General features: G+C 42.3%; 24 protein-coding genes. 15 read left to right on the top strand and 9 right to left on the bottom strand.

Annotated elements, in window-relative coordinates; all coding sequences use genetic code 11:
* The 8 genes from EWV60_RS03240 to EWV60_RS03205 all read left to right on the top strand — a co-directional run.
* The coding region (locus EWV60_RS03240; protein ID WP_287230922.1) for a proton-conducting transporter transmembrane domain-containing protein at window positions 1-777 on the top strand (777 nt) is incomplete at its 5' end.
* Entirely contained in the window at window positions 774-1,157 is a 384-nt protein-coding gene (locus EWV60_RS03235) for a Na+/H+ antiporter subunit E (RefSeq protein WP_287230920.1), read from the top strand. The genes EWV60_RS03240 and EWV60_RS03235, both read left to right, overlap by 4 nt.
* Window positions 1,154-1,405, top strand: coding sequence for a hypothetical protein (locus EWV60_RS03230; protein ID WP_002739224.1), 252 nt, complete (start codon window positions 1,154-1,156; stop codon window positions 1,403-1,405). Before EWV60_RS03235 ends, EWV60_RS03230 begins: the two co-directional genes overlap by 4 nt.
* On the top strand, window positions 1,402-1,671 hold the full coding sequence (locus EWV60_RS03225; protein WP_002752066.1) for a monovalent cation/H(+) antiporter subunit G: 270 nt from the start codon (window positions 1,402-1,404) through the stop codon (window positions 1,669-1,671). Before EWV60_RS03230 ends, EWV60_RS03225 begins: the two co-directional genes overlap by 4 nt.
* 8 nt (window positions 1,672-1,679) lie before the next feature.
* Window positions 1,680-2,222, top strand: coding sequence for a DUF4040 domain-containing protein (locus EWV60_RS03220; protein WP_002738849.1), 543 nt, complete (start codon window positions 1,680-1,682; stop codon window positions 2,220-2,222).
* Window positions 2,222-2,884 (top strand): Na(+)/H(+) antiporter subunit B, encoded by a 663-nt coding sequence (locus EWV60_RS03215; RefSeq protein WP_002752070.1) that lies wholly within the window; start codon window positions 2,222-2,224, stop codon window positions 2,882-2,884. Before EWV60_RS03220 ends, EWV60_RS03215 begins: the two co-directional genes overlap by 1 nt.
* A 547-nt stretch (window positions 2,885-3,431) precedes the next feature.
* Entirely contained in the window at window positions 3,432-4,214 is a 783-nt protein-coding gene (locus tag EWV60_RS03210) for a pentapeptide repeat-containing protein (protein WP_004161935.1), read from the top strand.
* A gap of 48 nt (window positions 4,215-4,262) precedes the next feature.
* Window positions 4,263-4,715, top strand: coding sequence for a DUF8637 domain-containing protein (locus EWV60_RS03205; RefSeq protein WP_002799249.1), 453 nt, complete (start codon window positions 4,263-4,265; stop codon window positions 4,713-4,715).
* 17 nt (window positions 4,716-4,732) lie between these two features.
* On the opposite strand, the gene EWV60_RS03200 is transcribed toward EWV60_RS03205, so the two are convergent.
* Both EWV60_RS03200 and gatB read right to left on the bottom strand, forming a co-directional pair.
* Window positions 4,733-5,383: a ParA family protein gene (locus EWV60_RS03200; protein ID WP_002745320.1), complete on the bottom strand. Its 651-nt coding sequence runs from the start codon at window positions 5,381-5,383 to the stop codon at window positions 4,733-4,735.
* Window positions 5,384-5,575: 192 nt separating this feature from the next.
* A complete protein-coding gene (gene gatB / locus EWV60_RS03195) occupies window positions 5,576-7,048 on the bottom strand; it encodes an Asp-tRNA(Asn)/Glu-tRNA(Gln) amidotransferase subunit GatB (protein WP_004161937.1) in 1,473 nt (490 codons plus the stop codon).
* Window positions 7,049-7,658: 610 nt separating this feature from the next.
* Between gatB and EWV60_RS03190 the strand changes: the two genes are divergently transcribed.
* Window positions 7,659-9,188, top strand: coding sequence for a pyruvate kinase (locus EWV60_RS03190; protein ID WP_004161938.1), 1,530 nt, complete (start codon window positions 7,659-7,661; stop codon window positions 9,186-9,188).
* 169 nt (window positions 9,189-9,357) lie between these two features.
* Here EWV60_RS03190 and EWV60_RS03185 read toward each other — a convergent pair whose 3' ends face one another.
* The gene (locus tag EWV60_RS03185) at window positions 9,358-9,552 is read right to left on the bottom strand and encodes a hypothetical protein (RefSeq protein ID WP_002738625.1); all 195 of its coding nucleotides are present in this window, start codon (window positions 9,550-9,552) and stop codon (window positions 9,358-9,360) included.
* A gap of 236 nt (window positions 9,553-9,788) precedes the next feature.
* Between EWV60_RS03185 and EWV60_RS03180 the strand changes: the two genes are divergently transcribed.
* The 4 genes from EWV60_RS03180 (at window position 9,789) to EWV60_RS03165 (ending at window position 12,970) form a co-directional block, all read left to right on the top strand.
* A complete protein-coding gene (locus tag EWV60_RS03180) occupies window positions 9,789-10,364 on the top strand; it encodes a hypothetical protein (protein ID WP_130758082.1) in 576 nt (191 codons plus the stop codon).
* Window position 10,365: 1 nt separating this feature from the next.
* Window positions 10,366-12,045, top strand: a complete 1,680-nt coding sequence (locus EWV60_RS03175; RefSeq protein WP_287230908.1) for a glycosyltransferase family 39 protein — start codon at window positions 10,366-10,368, stop codon at window positions 12,043-12,045.
* An 11-nt stretch (window positions 12,046-12,056) separates the two neighbouring features.
* Complete coding sequence (locus EWV60_RS03170; protein ID WP_002752080.1) at window positions 12,057-12,266, top strand: hypothetical protein; 210 nt, start codon at window positions 12,057-12,059, stop codon at window positions 12,264-12,266.
* Between the two features lie 305 nt (window positions 12,267-12,571).
* Window positions 12,572-12,970, top strand: a complete 399-nt coding sequence (locus EWV60_RS03165) for a hypothetical protein (protein ID WP_287230906.1) — start codon at window positions 12,572-12,574, stop codon at window positions 12,968-12,970.
* Between the two features lie 106 nt (window positions 12,971-13,076).
* Here EWV60_RS03165 and EWV60_RS03160 read toward each other — a convergent pair whose 3' ends face one another.
* The 5 genes from EWV60_RS03160 to rpmH all read right to left on the bottom strand — a co-directional run bounded on the left by EWV60_RS03160 (window position 13,077) and on the right by rpmH (window position 15,715).
* Complete coding sequence (locus EWV60_RS03160) at window positions 13,077-13,571, bottom strand: Jag family protein (RefSeq protein ID WP_004161942.1); 495 nt, start codon at window positions 13,569-13,571, stop codon at window positions 13,077-13,079.
* On the bottom strand, window positions 13,571-14,719 hold the full coding sequence (gene yidC, locus EWV60_RS03155; RefSeq protein ID WP_002739053.1) for a membrane protein insertase YidC: 1,149 nt from the start codon (window positions 14,717-14,719) through the stop codon (window positions 13,571-13,573). Before yidC ends, EWV60_RS03160 begins: the two co-directional genes overlap by 1 nt.
* 84 nt (window positions 14,720-14,803) lie before the next feature.
* Window positions 14,804-15,199: a PH domain-containing protein gene (locus EWV60_RS03150; protein ID WP_002763099.1), complete on the bottom strand. Its 396-nt coding sequence runs from the start codon at window positions 15,197-15,199 to the stop codon at window positions 14,804-14,806.
* Window positions 15,189-15,551 (bottom strand): ribonuclease P protein component, encoded by a 363-nt coding sequence (gene rnpA, locus EWV60_RS03145; protein ID WP_002738574.1) that lies wholly within the window; start codon window positions 15,549-15,551, stop codon window positions 15,189-15,191. The genes EWV60_RS03150 and rnpA overlap by 11 nt, the downstream gene beginning before the upstream one ends.
* Before the next feature lie 26 nt (window positions 15,552-15,577).
* The gene (gene rpmH / locus EWV60_RS03140) at window positions 15,578-15,715 is read right to left on the bottom strand and encodes a 50S ribosomal protein L34 (RefSeq protein ID WP_002739276.1); all 138 of its coding nucleotides are present in this window, start codon (window positions 15,713-15,715) and stop codon (window positions 15,578-15,580) included.
* A gap of 91 nt (window positions 15,716-15,806) precedes the next feature.
* Between rpmH and EWV60_RS03135 the strand changes: the two genes are divergently transcribed.
* Window positions 15,807-17,771 carry an amylo-alpha-1,6-glucosidase gene (locus EWV60_RS03135; RefSeq protein ID WP_287230902.1) on the top strand — a complete coding sequence of 655 codons (1,965 nt, stop codon included), beginning with the start codon at window positions 15,807-15,809 and terminating at the stop codon, window positions 17,769-17,771.
* 90 nt (window positions 17,772-17,861) lie between these two features.
* Window positions 17,862-18,503, top strand: coding sequence for an HAD-IA family hydrolase (locus EWV60_RS03130; RefSeq protein ID WP_002742601.1), 642 nt, complete (start codon window positions 17,862-17,864; stop codon window positions 18,501-18,503).
* Between the two features lie 94 nt (window positions 18,504-18,597).
* Here EWV60_RS03130 and grpE read toward each other — a convergent pair whose 3' ends face one another.
* Window positions 18,598-19,320, bottom strand: a complete 723-nt coding sequence (gene grpE / locus EWV60_RS03125) for a nucleotide exchange factor GrpE (RefSeq protein WP_002738986.1) — start codon at window positions 19,318-19,320, stop codon at window positions 18,598-18,600.
* Between the last annotated feature and the right edge of the window lie 126 nt (window positions 19,321-19,446).

Here is a 19,446-nt window from a genome sequence, read left to right as displayed (position 1 = left end):
CTGATGTCAGGGGTGGTGGTAAAAGCGGGCATTTTTCCCCTCCTGCGCTGTGCTTTAATCCTAGAGGATTTGGATGGACTAATTCGGCTTTTCGGGGTGCTAACGGCGATTTTTGGCGTGTCATACGCAGTGTTTGAAAAGGATAGTAAGCGGATGTTAGCCTTCCATACTATTTCCCAGTTAGGTTTTATTTTAGCCGCCCCGGTAGTCAGTGGTTTTTATACCCTTACCCACGGTTTAGTTAAATCTTGCCTATTTCTGTTAGCGGGAGTTTTACCCAGTCGCAATTTTAAAGAATTACAGCAACAATCGATCCCTAATTCCCTCTGGATTGCCCTAGTGGTTGCTAGTTTTTCTATCTCTGGATTCCCCCTATTATCCGGTTTTGGGGCGAAAGCGTTAACGATGAAAAATTTAGTTCCTTGGCAAGAGATTATGATCAATCTTGTGGCGGTGGGGACGGCGATTTCCTTTGCTAAATTTATCTTTTTACCCCACGCCGGTGGCGAAAGTAAACAGAAGCTAACTATCGGTTTCTGGATAGCAATAATTCTGCTCCTTGCCGCCCTATTTTTATCCAATGCCGTCTATGTTGAAGCTTATAATATCCCCAATATTATCAAAGCTTTAGCTGTCATTGGTGCCGGGTGGTGGTTATATCTGGGAGTTTTCAAAAAGTTATCCCTAAAATTATCGCGAGCCTGGGAACAATTTGATAATCTCATCGGTATGATGAGTATAATGTTAGTTCTATTATTTTGGATGGTTTTAGCATGATTGGACATATAATTCTGCGTTTAACTATGTGGTTTTTACTCACCGCTAATTTTACCCCCGCTAATATTATGATCGGGGTAGCTATTGCTTTTCTTTTGCCCCGTAATTTCACCTCTAGTGAAACTTTAGGCGATTGGTTAAAGGTAATAATTAAAGTCTTTATAGCTATTCCCCAAGCTTATAAAGAAGCGTTTGAAATTATCTTTCGTCCCCACAAGGAAGAAGAAATTATTTTCGAGAGAATTTCGGGTAAACGTTCACCTAGACTAGCTTTTTGGGATATATTTCTGATTACCTTTACCCCGAAAACTATCGTCACCGAATACAAGGAAAATGAGGGTTATGAAGTTCATGTAATTAAACGGAGTACCCAGGGATGAATATTGTTCTCATTGCCATGATTGTCGCCCTATTAATTCCCCTTTATGAAGTGGCAAAAAATGATGACATCTGGCAAAAAATGGCCGCCTTTGCCAGTGCTTCCAGTAAATCATCGATTATTATTCTAGTGGTGTCGGTTCTGCGGGATGATTGGATGATTGGAGTGGTAGCAGTGATTATTCTCAGTGTCGGTAATGCCGGCTTTATGTTATTAGCACAAATTCTTAAACGACTGAACGAATCATGATTGACATTTTCAGTTATATCTGCATCGCTATCGGAGTTTTTTTCTGGTTTTGGGGAACGGCGCATCTTTTAGACAAGCGCTCGGTATTATATAAATTACACGGCCTATCTGTCGCTGATACTTTGGGTTCGATGGCGATTATTTTCGGGCTACTTTTGAAAGTTCCCCAAAATTGGCCTTTATTATTATTGGCAATAATTTCCCTAGCAATTTGGAACACCATGTTAGGCTACGTTTTAGCTTATACTTCTAGCGATCGAGAGTAGAATTAAAGATGAATGAAAGTTATCTCTATGTTATTGTTGCCCTCTTGCCTTTAACTGCGGCGATGGTGATGTTACAATCTAATCCCTACCAAGCTTTAGTAATTCGCGGGGTTTTAGGGGCAATAGCCGCTTTAGTTTATGCTTTATTAGGGGCGGCAGATGTATCTTTAACCGAGGCTTTGATGGGAACCATGTTAGCCGTAACTCTCTACGCGGTGGCGATTCGTTCCTCTTTAGTGATGCGTTTAGGAGTAATTGCCGAGGAAACCGATACGGTTTTAGAACAGTTAAAAACTCAACTACAAACGGTTTTAAGTAAACGTTTTATGCGTTTAGAATTAGTTGCCTACAGTGATAAACAAGCTTTGCAACAGGCACTTATAGATAAGGATATTCATGCCGTCTGTATCCGTCAAGACAATCCAGAAACCATCCCCTACGAAACCACAATTAGATTACCCTATCTCTACGATATTTTTAAAAATGAATTAACCGCAGCCAACACGATTTTAACCTGTATTGAAACCCCCAAATTAGAGGAGAAACACTAATGAAATGGATTTATACTCTAGCCGCCATTGCCTTCGCTGTCAAAATGGTAATTATTCCCAATACTGCTTCCTCTATATTATCCCTAGACATTGTTGAATCCCTAGTGCGCGACGGCGGTGTTCCTAATGCGGTTTCGGTGGTTATTTTTCGTAATCGTCTCTACGATACCATCTATGAAGTGATTGTTTTTACCATTGCCATTATGGGGGCGAATTTTCTTTTAGCCACCGAAAAACCCGCCAGTAAAATCCATCAATTTACCGACCAACCTTCAATTATTTTAGCCCGTTTAGGGTCAACAATTGCCGCTTTAGTGGGCATTGAATTAGCTATCCGCGGACATTTAAGTCCGGGGGGAGGTTTTGCCGCTGGAGTCGCCGGAGGTACGGCAATTGGCTTAATAGCAATTACCTCGTCTCCCGAATGGATGCAAGCAATTTATCGCCGTTGGCAAGCGGCAACATGGGAGAAAATTTCCGTCTTAGTTTTTATTGTTTTAGCCGCCATTACTCTCTCAGGATTTGAGTTACCCCACGGGGAATTAGGGGCACTATTTAGTGGGGGTATTTTACCGATACTAAACATTTTAGTCGCCGTTAAAGTAGCTTTAGGTTCTTGGGCAGTAATCCTCGTTTTTATCCGTTATCGCGGTTTATTGTGAGAGGTTAATATAGTCATTTCAATTAAGATTGAGAATATCAATGTCGGGGTAAGCGCATCTTAACAATCCTTGACAAAATGAACTTTATGTGAGTTGCTTACCCAGAGGACGATTCAAGCATATTTGAGTAGAATTTACCATCTCAATTGTGAAGCAAAAATAGACCAAATGGGTCGATTTCCTAACTATTCTAATCGACTGGTATCACTTGAAAGTCCCACGCGGATCACAAAATTGGCCAATTGTCAATAGCGTTTGAGACGCTTTCACCCTGCTCGCTTCCCCACTTCTCTCTCCCTAACCCCCAACAGCACAAATTAAGTTTTGTATCAAAAATTTGCTAATTTTGCTGTTATGTGCTATACAGTTACGCATCAAAACAGGATAGAAAAACGAGATTTTCTTAATTACCAGACATTTTCTCAAATTTTATGGCAACTCTCCCAGAGTCAAATTATCCTGAAAGAAATCCTCTCCTAGAAAATCCGACAAGACTCAGAGAAATTGTAGCCATTAATGCTTTTATCCTTGTATTAGGACTTCGATAATGAAAGAATTGGAGCGATACTATAAAGTTTTAGGGTTAGATCATGGGGCATCTCTCGATGAGATCAATCAAGCCTACAAAGATTTGGTGTTTATTTGGCATCCCGATCGCATTCCCAAAGATAATCAGCGTCTTTTGGAAAAAGCCACCGCTAAACTGCAAGAAATTAACCAAGCTAGGGAACAATTGCGGCAAATTCATCAAAATTCTCCTAAACGCTCCAATTCCGCCCCTAAAACTGAAACACAGCCCGCCCACGCCTATAAAACTGCTTCTCCCTATCAGCCTCACCCTAGCCAACCCGGCCAAAATTCCCAAACCCACAGTCATAAAACCCACAGTCAACAAACCCATAGTCAACACAGCCACTCCCAGAATAACCATCAGGTTCACAATCATGGCGCCTGGCGCCCTCACTATCGGGATTTAAACGGAGCCGATTTACAGGGAGCTAACCTGAAAGAAAAAGATCTCTCTAGTCGCAGTCTCATCGGGGCTGATTTAAGCCATGCCGACTTAAGCGATAGTTTCCTGCACAAAATTAACCTAGAAAAGGCTAATCTGTACAAAGCTAATCTTTTTCGCGCCAATCTCCTCGAAGCGAACCTTAAAGGCGCAAATTTACAGGAAGCCAATCTCATCGGGGCGGATTTAAGCGGGGCGGATCTGTCGGCGGCGGATTTACGCGGGGCAAAAATTGGCTTTGGTAAGCGTATTATGGTGAAATTAACCGGGGCAATTTTAACAGGAACAATTCTCCCCGATGGTTCGATTCATCAATGAATAACCTCCTGCTAATTTTGATTTTTCTTTAATAGGAACTATCACCCGATGGGCATTTATTACACAATTGCTGCTGTTTTTCTAGGGATGCAATTAGCTGCAGGAGAAAATTTATCGGCGGCAAACCCTGATTTTCTCCAGCTGCAGAAAGCTTTAGAAAAACACAATTTCATCGTCAAAATTGCCCCGCCACCAGTGCGAGGAGCCTACGGTTTATTTGATAGTAAAACTAGAATTATTTGGATTCATCCCCTAGTTTTTGACTTAGGTATTGCCCGACCAACATTAATTCATGAAGCTGTCCATGCCGCTCAACTGTGTCATGGAGGCAAAACAGTTAAAGCTCTTAATTTAGCCATAGAACCACCAGCAATGACCAGAAGATTTTTTATGAATTATCAGGGTTTTAGCAGACAAATCGAAGCCGAAGCCTATACTATTCAAGTTCAGCCCGATGGTCTAGATTTAGTGATTTCTTTACTACAAAAATATTGTCCTTAGAAAACCTGTTCATAAATCTACCAATCCCGTTCTAATTCTTCGGCCACACGACGATAATCGGCGCTGGCTTCCTGGGCATTTTTACCGCGCCAATTGGTAATAGCAACCCCGTCTAAAACGGCTTTTTCGTGGGCCTTATAATTTCTGACAAAAGCATGACAGGCGGGAATACCTAATTCTAATAGAGTATTTTGTGCTTCTAAAGTTTCCTTAAGACTACGGGAATCCACTTTTGTTAATAAAACCCGATAGGCAATTCCTAGGGGTTTAACTGCCGTGCGTACCGTGTCAATTAAAGCCATTAAATCCATCGGTGCGGGAGGAGTCGGTAAAATTAAATAATCTGATTCTGCTATTACTGCCGTAAGTAATTCGGAGCGCAAAGCTGGTGGTGTGTCAATCACGATCAGATCATACTCGATAATTTGACGCAATTCTCCTAATTTCTCTGTATTAATTTGCTTGGCTAAATCAAATACCATACCCGCTTGATTTCTTTCTACCCACCAAGTGGAGGAACCCTGGGGATCCGCATCCACCAGCAAAACACGCTGATTCTGTCCCCAAATTGCCGCTAAATTAACCGCAGTGGTGGTTTTACCCACACCACCTTTACCGTTGACAACAGCGAGAATTTTTGGGCTATTAGGCTTTAATTGCGAGGTCATTTTCAGTTATCAGTTATTAGTTATCAGTTATCAGTTACCAGTTACCAGTTACCAGTTACCAGTTATCAGTTATCAGTTATCAGTTATCAGATTTGAGTTTTAAGTTCACTGATTACTGTTTACTGATTACTGATTACTGAAAAAAAGCTCCCCACTGATTACTGTTTACTGATTACTGATCACTGAATATAACTAACCAGAAAGTTTTTGATCTAAGATTTGGCTAGTTAATTTAGGATCGGCCTTACCGCCGCTTTTTTTCATGACTTGACCGACAAAAAATCCCTTAAGATTGGTTTTACCAGACCGGAATTTTTCTAACTCGCTTGGATGGGAGGCGATAATTTCCTCGATCAGTTTTTCGATCGCAGAACTGTCAGAAATTTGTATTAATCCTTTCTTTTCCACCAGCGCTTTGGGTGAACCGCCCTGGGTGAGAAGTTCCGGTAAAATTTCCTTAGCAATTTTGCCACTAATTGTTCCCGTTTCAATCAGTTTAACTAATTCAGCTAAGTCTGACGCTTGCAGGGCAATTTCCGTGATCATCAGCTTATTATTATTCAAATAAGCGGCGATATCTTGACTGATCCAGTTAGCGACTAATTTCGCATTGGCCCCCGCAATTACGGCAGTTTCAAAATATTCGGCCACGGTGCGATCATCGGTTAAAACCCTGGCATCGTAGGGGGAAAGACCAAATTCTTCTTCATAACGACGACGTTTATGAGCGGGTAATTCCGGTAATTCTTCTGCCCAAGCTTTTAACTGTTCGGGGGAGACTTCCAGGGGGGGTAAATCCGGTTCGGGAAAATAGCGATAATCGCTAGAACCTTCTTTTTTCCGCATACTAATCGTCCGTTGAGTAGCTTCTTCCCAAAGACGGGTTTCCTGTACGATTAGTTCGCCATTTTCGATCGCTTCAATTTGTCGATCAATCTCGTATTCTATGGCTTTTTGGATAGCACTAAAGGAGTTCATATTTTTAATTTCTACCTTAGTCCCGAACTTTTTAGTGCCTTTTTTGCGAACAGAAATATTGACATCGCAGCGCAGGGAACCTTCCTGCATATTACCGTCACTGATGCCGAGATAACGCACTAAACGCCGTAATTCTTGGGCATATTCCGCCGCTTCGGCCCCGGTGCGTAAATCCGGTTCCGAGACGATCTCCAATAATGGTACACCTGTACGATTAAAATCCACGAGGGAATGGGTGGAACCGGAGAGACGTTCGCTGCCAGCATGAACCAGTTTTCCCGCGTCTTCTTCCATGTGCAGACGGGTAATGCCGATAATTTTGCGGCTAACTTCCTTAGTTTTTTTATCGACGATCTCGATTTCTAGTTGACCCTGTTCGACAATAGGGAGATCATACTGGGAAATTTGATAATTTTTCGGCAGGTCGGGATAAAAATACTGTTTGCGATCGAATTTGCTATGAGGTGTAATTTTACCATCGATAGCTAATCCCAGTTTAACGGCACTGGCCAGGACTTCTTGGTTAAGGACGGGTAATACCCCCGGATAACCCAAACAGATGGGACAGACGTTAGTATTGGGGGGACTATCGAAGTTGGTGGGACAGGAACAAAATATCTTGCTTCTGGTGTTCAGTTGACAGTGGGTTTCTAAACCGATAATTGCTTCGTATTCAGTGGCAGACATATTTTCTCGCTCTCGCCGACACAGGAATGATCTGTTTAATCATTATAGTCGCGATTCTGGATCATTCCCTCCCTTCATAAAACTTAATACTGTAGTTACTAATAACTTTATGCACCTTTAATATAGCTCAAAAAAGATAATTTATTCAACCAATGTCCGCCATTATTTTAATAATATCAAAGGTATAAGACAGGGAAGCTTATCGATAATTTTTCACCGATAAACCTAGCTTTTCTAGTAGCGACCACCGACCAGCGACTCCCGAAAAAGAAAACTTCCCAACTCACCATGAAGATAACCGCCACAAATCGTAGCAAAAATTAACTTCTAGAGGCGGGATATTCGCTTAGTATAGAAACAGAGAGATTATGTCCAAGAACTGACCCCATAGCCGGACAAAAGCAATATAAGCGGCGAAAGTGAGCATTTTCTAGGCAAATATTGCCTTAGTAAGTAGGTGGATGTTAAAAATTGTCAGATACCTCCCTTATTAAGGGGGGATCGGCACCCCCCTTATCAAGGGGGGCAGGGGGGATCAAGGACAAAATCTATCTTCAATTTAATTGAAACCACTTACTTAATTGACGATTTTTACTTTTTACTTAATTTTATGTCTTTAACTCTCTCAGAACAACTCAAACGAGAACAATTATCCTACCCTCAAACTCTCCTCCATCATCTGCAAAAGTTACGGCATTTTGTAACAGTGGAAGGAGAGGAGAAATTGCAGCAGTGGAAAAACCTGATTGAAAAGGATAATTTTCAACCTAGCACCCGTAATTTAGCCTATTATCTCGCCCTGAGACAAGAAGATATCCGGGATTTACAATTAGCTTTAATGCCCTGGGGATTATCTTCCCTAGGCCGGATTGAATCGAAAGTTTTACCGACTCTCGATGCCGTAATTGCCACTTTAGGGGCGGTTTGTCATCAAGAAGCCTCATTATTACCCAAACATCCCCCTTTAGAGGCATTTTTCCAAGGAGATCAACTTTTAGCCTCCCATAGCGCCGAAGTTTTTGGTCTGTCTTCCCCCCGGCGTCGGGTGCGAATTATGGTGACAATGCCGACGGAGGCGGCAACCGACCCCGATTTTATCGCCCAATTACTGCGTTGCGGGATGGACTGTATTCGCATTAATTGCGCCCATGATGGACCCAAAGAGTGGCAGGGAATGATTGAAAATCTGCGCGAGGCAGTCAAAAATCCCGAAAATTTAGTCAATGGACATACCTGTAAAGTTTATATGGACTTAGCCGGTCCAAAAATCCGTTTAGAACAGATTTTAGCTCCCCAGTCCCAAACCAGACTATATCAAGGGGATTTTCTCCTCTTAACCACCCAACCGCCCCATACTGCCCATCCTCAGTATTTTCAGGCTAATTGTTCCCAACCGGAAATTATTCCCCAAATTCCCGTCGGGGCGAAAGTTTGGATTGATGATGGTCATATTGGGGCTGAAGTTATTGCCATAATGCCGGAAGGTCTTTTACTAAAAATTACCCACGCCAGGGAGAAAGGGGAAAAACTCAAAGCAGATAAGGGCCTAAATTTCCCCGATACCGTCTTAAATATCGATCCTTTGACCGCAAAAGACCGGCAAGATTTAGATTTTATTGCCGAAAATGCCGATATTATCGGTTACTCTTTTGTACAAAAAGCCAGCGATATCGAGACACTACAGCTAGAGTTACAAAGTCGTTTGGGGGATGCTTGGCGACAAAAAGCAATTGTGGCCAAAATAGAAACACCTTTAGCCGTGAAAAATCTACCCGAATTAATCATCCATGCCGCCGGTAAACAACCTTTTGGGGTGATGATTGCCCGGGGTGATTTGGCTGTAGAAATTGGCTATCAAAGATTAGCAGAAATTCAAGAGGAAATTCTCTGGTTATGCGAAGCGGCCCATATTCCAGTAATTTGGGCTACCCAAGTCCTAGAAAATCTGGTCAAGAAAAGTATTCCCTCCCGGGCCGAGATTACCGATGCCGCTATGGCCGAAAGGGCCGAATGTGTCATGCTGAATAAGGGGGAATATATCCGCGAAGCGGTGACAATTCTCGATGATGTTTTACAAAGAATGCAGACCCACCAAGCTAAAAAAACGCCCCAATTACGCGCTCTCCATTCTTGGGTTTAGGCAGTTTCAGTTATCAGTTATCAGTTATCAGTTATTAGTTATCAGTTATTAGTTATTAGTTATCAGTTATCAGTTATCAGTTCACTGTTTACTGTTTACTGTTTACTGACCACTGAAAAAACTCCCACTCCCCCACACCTTTTCAACAGGATTGAGAATCAGAGGTAAATTAACGCATATTATTGACCGCACCGCTAACCAAACCAGCGCTAACATAGCGACCATAACCATCAAGACGGTTTTGTTGAGCGATTCGGGAGGGATTATTGACGAGATCGGCAACTCCCACACCCATCATCACCACGGAGATAACTGCGATTAAGTAGTTACGGACAAAAGTTGGATTTTGGTGGCTGACTAACATGGTTGTTACCTCTCTTTCCTGTCGATAACCTTAGAATACGAGAGGGTTTGGGGTGATGTCAGTCCCATAATTCCGGGTGACAGAAGTGGAAAAAAGTGGAATCCACAGATAAGCTATGATTTTTTGTCGATTAGAATCGGTAAATAGGGAATCGGGAACAGGAAAAGGGCAATATTCGTCGCTTATATGGTTAAATAATCAGTAAATTGGCTAAAAACTGACATATTCTCCAGAATATGACCCTAGAAACAGCGATTATGACCATAAAATTTTTCTGGCCTTTAGTTTTAGGATTATCTATTGTTATTATTGACAATGGGCAATATTTGAGAGCAGAAACGGTAACTTTGAGCGCCAGTCAACGGCAACAACTGCGATCGCTAGATGCTAAGATTATTTTACCTAACTATATCCCCCCCGGATTTCGGGCCAGCGAGATTAAAATCCTCGCAGAAGAGGGGAAAGGATACGCAGTCCTCTTTGAAAATGCCGAGAATAGCTGTTTTTTGGTGGAAGGAATCGAAAACGCCAGGGGCGATGATGGTTTAGAATTAGAGGGAACCCTAGCGCTCAATTCCCCACTATTTGGAGAAGGATACTGGCTCAATTATGGTACACCCCAAGACTCGGAATTAAGGCAACAATTTCCCGAACCCGATTTGTATTCCGATTGGATGAAAATGGGAGAATATTTTTATCGTCTCAGTGGGGCATTAATTGCCCGGGAGGAGTATGATTATCCTAATTGCCGTCAAGATATTTCCCCATCGGAAGCGGTTAAAATAATCGAATCTTTTGGAGATAACAATTAAATTGAATTTATCTACAGTCATTTCTAATCTACAACAAAAAGGCAAGGAGCGGTTAGCTTGGTCTGATTTTTGTTGGTTAGGATTAGTAATAATTTTGGGACTGGTTATTAGGTTAACACAATTAACGAGCAAACCTCCCTGGACGGATGAATTTGCCACTATGGTTTTTAGTATTGGCAATAATTACCAGATAGTGCCGTTAAATCAAATAATTTCCCTAGACACTTTATTAGCACCTCTCCAGAGCAACCATCAGGCAACTATTGCCGATGTAATTAAATTAGTTATTCAGGAGGACAATCATCCACCTTTATATTTTATTTTCGCCTATTTCTGGAATAAATTATTCTTTGATCGGGGAGAATATGTATCTTTAGCAGGAATGCGATCGCTGGCAGTATTTTGGGGAGTTATTTCGATTCCTCTAATTTATTTTATCAGTAAATTGGTCTTTAAATCTGGCTCGATCGCTTTTCTGTCGGCGATTTTAATGGCGGTTTCTCCCTACGCGGTTTTTATCTCCCAAGAAGCGCGTCATTATACTTTAGCGGTTGTATTTGTCCTCATATCTTTAGGCTGTTTTCTGAGGGCAAGCAGCAAAATTATCGACCATAAGAGAATATCCCATACTTTGGTTTTTTTCTGGTTAATTGTCAACTGTCTAGGGTTATTAGTCCACTATTTTTTTAGTTTAACTATCCTCGCAGAAGCGATAACTTTATTATTGATTTTATTCAAGCAAATCAAACAAAAAAACTTTTGGATAACTAATTGGTGGCGTTTAAGTTTAGTTTTTTTAGGTAACTTGAGCTTTATTATTATTTGGTTTATCACGTTTGTACCCAAAGATTATGGCAATCAGATGACTGGTTGGATTCAGAGAGACAATGATAGTTTTTTAGCCGTAATTAGCCCCTTTTTTCAGTTACTGGGAACATTAATAACTATGCTTTCCCTGCTCCCCGTCGAATCAGAATCTTTAATAATTATCTTGATTTCTGGGGCAATAATGATCGGGTTTTTTCTCTGGATTATCCCACAATTAAAAACAGCGTGGCTAGACTCCTATAAACCAGAATTAGGCATTCTATCGGCATTTTTTCTCAGTTCAATTGCTATTTTTTTTGTCATCACTTATCTGCTTTCGATCGATATTACCCGGGGAGCTAGATATAGTTTTGTTTACTTTCCCTCGGTAATTTTAATTCTAGCAATTTTATTAGATAATTGTTGGCAAAGGAAGCAGAAAAGAATAGTAATTATTGTAATTATCATGGCTTTAGTTAGTTCCCTAAGTGTGACTTTTAATTTAGGCTATCGTAAGTATTATCGCCCAGATAAATTAGTTACCACCATCGAAAATAATAGCCGTTATCCGTTAGTAATTGCCACTAGCTATAGGAGTTTGGTGCAGGTGGGAGAAATGATGGGAATTGCTTGGGAATTTAACCAAAGATTTCCCGATAAAAACCCTAAGTTTATCTTAGTTAACCCAGAACAAAAGCCAAATTTTAATCGGTCATCTTCTCCCCCTTTTGAATTATGGTTAATCAATTTCCATTCTTCAATAGATCGAGCGGACTGTCAACCTTCAGAGTTGTCCTCCAATTATGTAACAGGTTATCAATATCAAAAGTTTCTCTGTGGGCGATCGATGGATTATAATAATAAAGTTAAGTAGGGCTATTAACTATGATTATTTGGGTAAATGAACAGATTGATCCCTGTGGTTTAGTACAAGCTTGTATTGCCTGTCAAGACGAACAAGCGGCAAAAGATTGTCATCAAAGTTGGTTAACCAATCTTACGGACGAACAAAAACAAGCGGGGTGGGTAGCAGTTTTAAGAACCGTAGAATCCTGGGATGATGTACCGGTAAATGCTCTGAAGTTAAGTTATTAACTAGGGTTTGCGGCAAAAAGTTTGGCGTGGGTGTGGGGTGTTTTTAAAGTTGAATAGGGAGTTAATCCCACTATTAACAACGTCAATCGATGACAAAATTTTGGCTGCCAGAGCTTTGAGAGCAAAAACAGGCGAAAAGACAGAAGAGAAAGGAGATATCTGGCTAAAATAACGTCAGTTCGGGTTAAGCAGATCTTGCCATGACTTTCAGGAAAGAATAGGACTGACTGGCTACGGTAAAATTAGGGTTTCGGCTTATCTTGAACTGAGGTTAAAATAAAAAATATTTCAGTTATCAATTTTTCGTGAATATCAGAAAAGAAATCACTTTATTGATGATGTGCATGGCATTTTCGGGTACATTTTTCGGTGAGGTTTTCGCTGCTCCACGTCTTGACTGGCACAGTGCCGATTTTGAAGGTCTGCGAGTAATTGCCGAGTCAGCTTGGAAGACCGAATACGAAGCAAAGAAACGCGGGGAAGAACTACACTTCAAATATGGATTTCAAAATCTGGGTATTCTTTGGATTCCTTACTATAGTAATCTATCGGGAAAATCGCTCTATCAAACAATTATCGTTCCAGAGGGCAATTGTGATCGATTTTTACAAGAGAATATTCGACGAATCAATCGCGATGCCTACTGCTTTACACCCAGTAATCGTGGTTTAGCCCCCAACCGTCGAGGTGGTCGGATTTTCTAATTTTATATCTCCCTGGCTGTGGTAATTCTCAACTCAATTTTAGAGTGAGCAAGAAGGCTAAAGCCTAAAATAAAAAAGAGGGCAGGTTTTACCCCACCCTTTGATCCTACTTTAAACGAATTACTAACCGGCGATCGGGTTCCACGCCGCGACTTTCCGTGGTTAAATCGTTTTCTTCCTGAAAAAAGGCATGGATTTGGCGACGTTCCGCCGAAGATAGGGCTTTTAATTCTATTTCCTGTCCTGTTTGCCGCACTTGCGTCGCCGCTTGATTAACCCAGTCGAAAAGTTCTGACTGTCTTTGTTGACGATAGCCATTGATTTCGACAATATAGAACTGATGTTCTGCCGACTCGACACCAATATTCAGAATCGTATTAGCTAGGGATTGAATCGCATCCAGTCCCTCACCCTTGTTAGCGAGGAGAAGTTCCACTTGTTGGGGACTCAATTGACTGCTATCAATAATTAACCAACAGGAGGAAGGTCCAATTCCCAATTCCTGCACTCCAATCTGGACATCTGCGGGCATGGCCATCAACTTTAGCAGTTTTTCCAGCCATTGTTTAGCTTTCTCGCTATTTTGCTCCCATATACTCATTACGATGTTTTTTCCTTTTTCTTGCTAGAACGTTTTTCAAAGGGGAGAGCATCGCGGGATTTTTCCGTTTTTTCCTGTTCCGCTACCAATTTTTGCAGGTTTTCCGGTAAAGGTTCCCGCATCAAAATCACCGTTTGAATAGTTTGGAAGATGTTCGCAGTTAGGATATACATCAATACCCCCGCCGGTAAGGGGAAAAACAGGAACATCATACTAAAAATTATCGGGGTGATTTTATTCACCGTTTGCTGTTGTTGGGCTGCTCCCCCCGAAGGAGCGCCGGCACCGGATAACTCTTGGTTAACATAGATACTAATACCGAAAGCGATCACCATCGCCAAGATATCCCAGTGAATTTCACCATTGGCACCGGTTGCCCCAATTCTTCCCAGGGCCTCAATAAAGAGAAAACCCGTATTAGCGGCAATCCCCGGCACGATAACTTTAATACTGGCATCTCCGGGGGCTAAAGCGACGATGGAACCGTCTTCATTAACTTGCACCAGTTCTTGACCTTTAACCACCTCGTAGGTGGGTTTTAGGTTATTTTCGGGTGCTTCCGTGGCTAATTGGCTTAAAGACTTGCCCTGGTCGTTTTGCAGGTCGATTTTTACCTGTTCTCCCGGGGCGATTTTATTGCCTTGGGGTAAAAAAGCGGTGATGGGATAGTGGAGAGACTCGTCAATATAAACGTTTTGGGGTTTGGTGCCATAGGGTTGGCGCTGGACGAGGGCGATTTGTTCGCTCGGTAACACCTGTAAATCGACGGTGTAGTTAATATCCGAGAAGGGGGAACCCCGCAGCGTCGCAAATAAAGCCAAAAGAATCGGCATTTGTAATAACAGGGGTAAACAACCGGCCAAGGGATTGCCCAACTCCTGCATTAATTTGCCCATTTCCTCCTGTTGTTTTTGGGGGTCATTTTTGTAACGTTGTTGAATTTCTGCCTGTCTTTCCTTCATCAAGGGTTGAGTGATTCGCATTTTTCTCATATTGCGAATCTGGCCGGCGCTGAGGGGAAAGACGGCAAATCTGACCACCAGCGTTAAAGCAATGATGGCGAAACCGTAACTATGCACAATCCGAAAGAAAAAATCTAGGATTGGCAACATGATATTTGTGGAAATAAATCCGACTCCAAAATCCATGGCTTTAATCTATGCCTTCTCGTTTAATGGGGGTTCACTTTGACAAATCTAATTTATCGAATCGCGGTGATCGATTATTTTGTTTTATTGACTGATGATCGATTCTAGGGGACGACCGGTTTTATCGGCGACTCTTTCGGCAATGTAGTCATGAATTTCCCGGAATTTCGGCATCGCGCGCATTTCTAAACGACTTCTATCCTTGAGAGTTACGACAATGTCTCCCCAAATACCAATTCCTCTCGGCATTTTTGCCACTTTTGCCACTTCTGAATAGATAATATCTGTGCGATCGCGTCCCATCCAACCCCCAGTGATTGAAATCCGCCGATCGGTTATCTTATATCTTAACCAGATTGCCCGCACCACTGCCCCAACGGTTAAAGGTAAACAAATCACTGTAAATCCTAGCAGTATATTGATGATTAGGTCGCCGATGTGCGGACCGCCTTCATAAAAAGTTTCTTCTTTAATGCCCATGAATTATATTGGCCTTCACTAACAACTGCTTTAATTCTCGCAAAAAATGTTCATAATTGCACTCGATCGCCCCGGGACGGATAATGATTATTCCTCGCCATCCTGTCGCTATTTCTGGCAATAACTGCCGAATTACCGCTCTTATTTGCCTTTTTAGTCGATTACGAACCACCGCTTTTTTACTAACTTTCTTGCTAATCGAGATGCCAAAACGACTGGGAAGAGGCTTATCCGGGCCAGAATCCTCTAAACTAATTAAGGTTAAGTGGGAACCGTGATAACGCTTCCCTGTTCCATAGACAGCTTGAAAATCCTGTCGATGTTTTAAGCGATGAACTTGGGGTAATCCCACGAAAATTAGTCGGTTCCCAGAATAACCTAAACACTTAAACGATAGCGTCCTCTTTTCCGACGAGCTTTAATCACTTTACGTCCGTTGACGCTACGCATTCTCGCTCTAAATCCGGAAGTGCGCTTCTGTTTGCGCGTGGTTCCTTCTAAAGTACGTTTACTCACTGCTGATTTTTCTCCTTAAGATAGAGTTAGTCTATAGATATTAAAGACACAATTTTTGATTATAACAAAATTCCTAGGAATTTGGAAGCCTATGGTCAAGCTCCGTTTTGGTCGGGATATCTGTAATTGTCTCCCGGTGGCTGAAAAGCGCGAATGGTTAGTCACTAATGGTATTGGGGGTTTTGCCTCGGGAACTGTGGCCGGATTGCTAACGCGCTGTTATCATGGCCTGTTGATCGCTGCTTTGGCTCCACCGACGAAAAGAACACTTCTAGTGACTAAAATCGATGAATCGGTACAATATAACCAGAAACTCTATCATCTGGCCAGCAATCGCTGGTTAGGTGCTACGATCGAACCACAAGGCTATATTAATATCGAAAGTTTTCATCTGGAAGGGACAATTCCCGTCTGGACTTTTATCTGTGGGGATGCCTTACTAGAAAAGCGTATCTGGATGGAACAGGGAGAAAATACCACCTATACCCGCTATACCTACCTTCGCGGCAATTCTCCTTTAACCCTGAATCTGACTGCTTTTGTCAATTATCGCGATTTTCACGGCAATACCCAGAGTTTTAACTGGCAAATGGCTATTAGTCCCCTAGAAAAAGGAGTAAGAGTGATTGCCTATGACAATGCTGTACCTTTTTATCTATTAATCAGTCAGGGAGAGGTTTTTCCCGCTCATATCTGGTATTATAGCTTTGATTTGGCCGTGGAACGTTATCGTGGTTTAATCGATCGAGAAAATCATCTCCATGTGGCTAGTTTTTCGGCTACTCTTAAAGTGGGAGAATCGGTGACAATTGCCGCTAGTACCCGTCCCGATCCGAATTTAGACGGTCAATCTTCTCTAGAGTCTCGCTATCGCTACGAAAATAGTCTGATTAATCCCCAGCAGCCGCCATGGATTCAACAACTTACCCTCGCTGCCGACCAGTTTATCGTTAGTCGTCCTCTCCGGGATCAACCGGACGGCAAAACGATAATCGCGGGTTATCCTTGGTTTGGTGATTGGGGTCGCGATACGATGATCTCCCTAAGAGGATTAACTTTGACTACAGGCAGATCTGCGATCGCCCGTCAGATTTTACTAACTTTTTCCCGTTATCTAGACCGGGGTTTATTGCCCAATTTACTGCCCGATGGCGGAGAAATGCCCGAATATAACGCTGTCGATGCTATTCTTTGGTATTTTGAAGCCATTCGTTCCTATTTTAACCAAAGCCAAGATTTTGAGTTTCTCAAAACTATTTATCCCGCTTTAACGGAAGTGATCGCTTGGTTTCGTCGCGGTACTCGCTACAATATTCACCTAGATGACGATGGTTTGATCTATGCTGGCGAAACGGGAGTACAGTTAACTTGGATGGATGCCAAAGTTGATGATCTGGTGATTACTCCCCGCATCGGCAAACCCGTAGAAATTAATGCCCTTTGGTTCAATGCCCTAAAAATTATGGTTCAATTTGCCCATTATTTGGGCATGGATGCCACTGATTACGAAAAAATGAGAGAAATGACCTTAAAAGGGTTTTCTCGCTTCTGGGACGATTCTCTAGGGTACTGTTACGATGTTTTAGATACGGACAAGGGTAATGATGCCAGTTTACGACCGAATCAACTTTTTGCCCTGTCTTTGTCGGTGGAGGAGTTATTAAATTCCCCACAGAAAAAGGCCATTCTCGATATTTGTGCTTTAAAACTTTTGACTTCTCGCGGTTTGCGATCGCTAGATGTGGATCATCCTGATTACCGTGGCGTTTACAGTGGGGATCGCTTAAAAAGAGATAGTGCCTACCATCAGGGGACAGTCTGGGGATGGTTATTAGGGGCATTTATCGAAGCCCATCTAAAAGTCTATCGCGATCCCATCCTAGCCCAGAGTTTTTTAACACCGATGATTGACCATCTTCGGGATAGCTGTATCGGTAATTTAAGTGAAATTTTCGATGGTAATGCTCCTTTTACTCCTAGGGGTGCTTTTGCCCAAGCATGGACGGTGGCAGAGGTATTAAGGGTTTGGCAAGGGATCCAAGAATTTCGGCCATAATCCTTTAAAATAAGCAATGGTTAGGTGTGTTAAACCCCCCAAAAGACCGACCCTAAAAACCTCAGTTAGACCGTTAAAGACAAAACTCTTATGCAGAAACCGCAAGTTATTTTTCTCGATGCTGTGGGAACCCTTTTTGGGGTAAAAGGCAGTGTCGGAGGAATTTATAGTCAAATAGCGGCGGATTTTGGGGTAGAGGTGGCGGCCGAGAGTCTAGAACAGTCTTTCTTGGCTATTTTCCCCACTTCTCCCCCCCTAGCTTTTCCTGACGTTGAACCGGCACAAATTCCTGAGTTAGAGTATCGCTGGTGGCGATCGCTGACTGGGGCAGTTTTTAATAATTTAGGTTATCTGGAAAGATTTCCCGATTTTGAGGCTTTTTTTGGCGAACTTTATCATCATTTTGCCACGGCCGAGCCTTGGGTGCTGTACGAGGATGTCATTCCCGCTTTAAGACTCTGGCAGATTCAGGGGATCGAGTTGGGCATTATTTCTAATTTTGATAGTCGTATCTACCAAGTTTTGGCCGAATTAGGCTTAGAATATTTTTTTCGATCGATCACGATTTCTTCCCAGACAGGAGCAGCTAAACCCGATCGGGAAATTTTTCAAATTGCCCTGCAAAAACATGATTGTCCCCCCGCACAAGCTTGGCATATTGGCGATAGTAAAAAAGAGGACTATCAAGGGGCAAAAGCCTTGGGTATAGAAGCGTTTTTAATTAAAAGATAAAAGCGAGAAAAAGTCTTTCAGTGGGAAGAGGGGATAGGGAGGAAAAACATATCCCCAAAACCAAAATATCTGAACACTTTTTGATGTGGAGGTGTTAGAGGGATTCCTGGGATGGAATGGAAGGAGATTCGGACTGATCAGCGTTAGGATCTGTCTCTTTGGGGGCGGCCACTTTTACCAAAGCATGACGCAAAACATCTTCTCCGAGAGTGTATCCTCGCACTAGCTGCTCGACTACCGTGCCTTCGGGATGTTCATCGGTGTACTCCCGCATCATCGCTTCGTGGTAGCTAGGATCAAAGGGTTGACCTTCCGGACGCATGGGGGAAACGCCCAAACGCTTGAGACTGTCCACTAAGGTTTTATAGACCCCTTGGTAACTCTTGTGAATACCCATCTCGCCATCGTTAGCTGGTTTAATTTGAGTACGAGCGCGCTCAAAATTATCCACCACACCAAGAATTTCCATCAGGGTTTTGCCCTTGATTTTTGTTTCCAGTTCCTCTTTTTCCTTGGCCGTGCGTTTGCGAAAATTGTCGAACTCGGCTGCTAGAGTGATATAGCGTTTCTTATAGGCATCAACCTGTTGGGTTTGTTCCTCTAACTGCTGTTTGAGAGTATCAATTTCCTCTTGTAGAGTATCGATAGTCATTCCGCCTAGAAAGGAAAATTCCTCGCTAGAGGCGGCCTTGTCCGTCACCGTTTTGGCTTCATCGGTGACACTGGCTTCTGATTCGTTTGTAGGAGATTCAGGGGAATTAGAAGAGGATTCTTGGTTTTCGTCGAAAATTGCCGAGGTATTTGGTTCTGCACTCATGGTATAGGATTTTAGTGGGGAATTTGGCAATATATGACCATTTAATGCTGATTTTGGTCTTTAAGTACCAGCTAATAATCAAGGTTTAACCCTTAATGTAACATTTTGTGGACAAGATCCGTAACT

Origin of the sequence: Microcystis sp. Msp_OC_L_20101000_S702, from assembly GCF_007095705.1 — a bacterium.
Taxonomy (GTDB): Bacteria; Cyanobacteriota; Cyanobacteriia; order Cyanobacteriales; family Microcystaceae; genus Microcystis; species Microcystis ichthyoblabe_A.
Note: the sequence above shows the minus strand (reverse complement) of the source record. Positions and strands in the feature narration are given on the sequence as shown.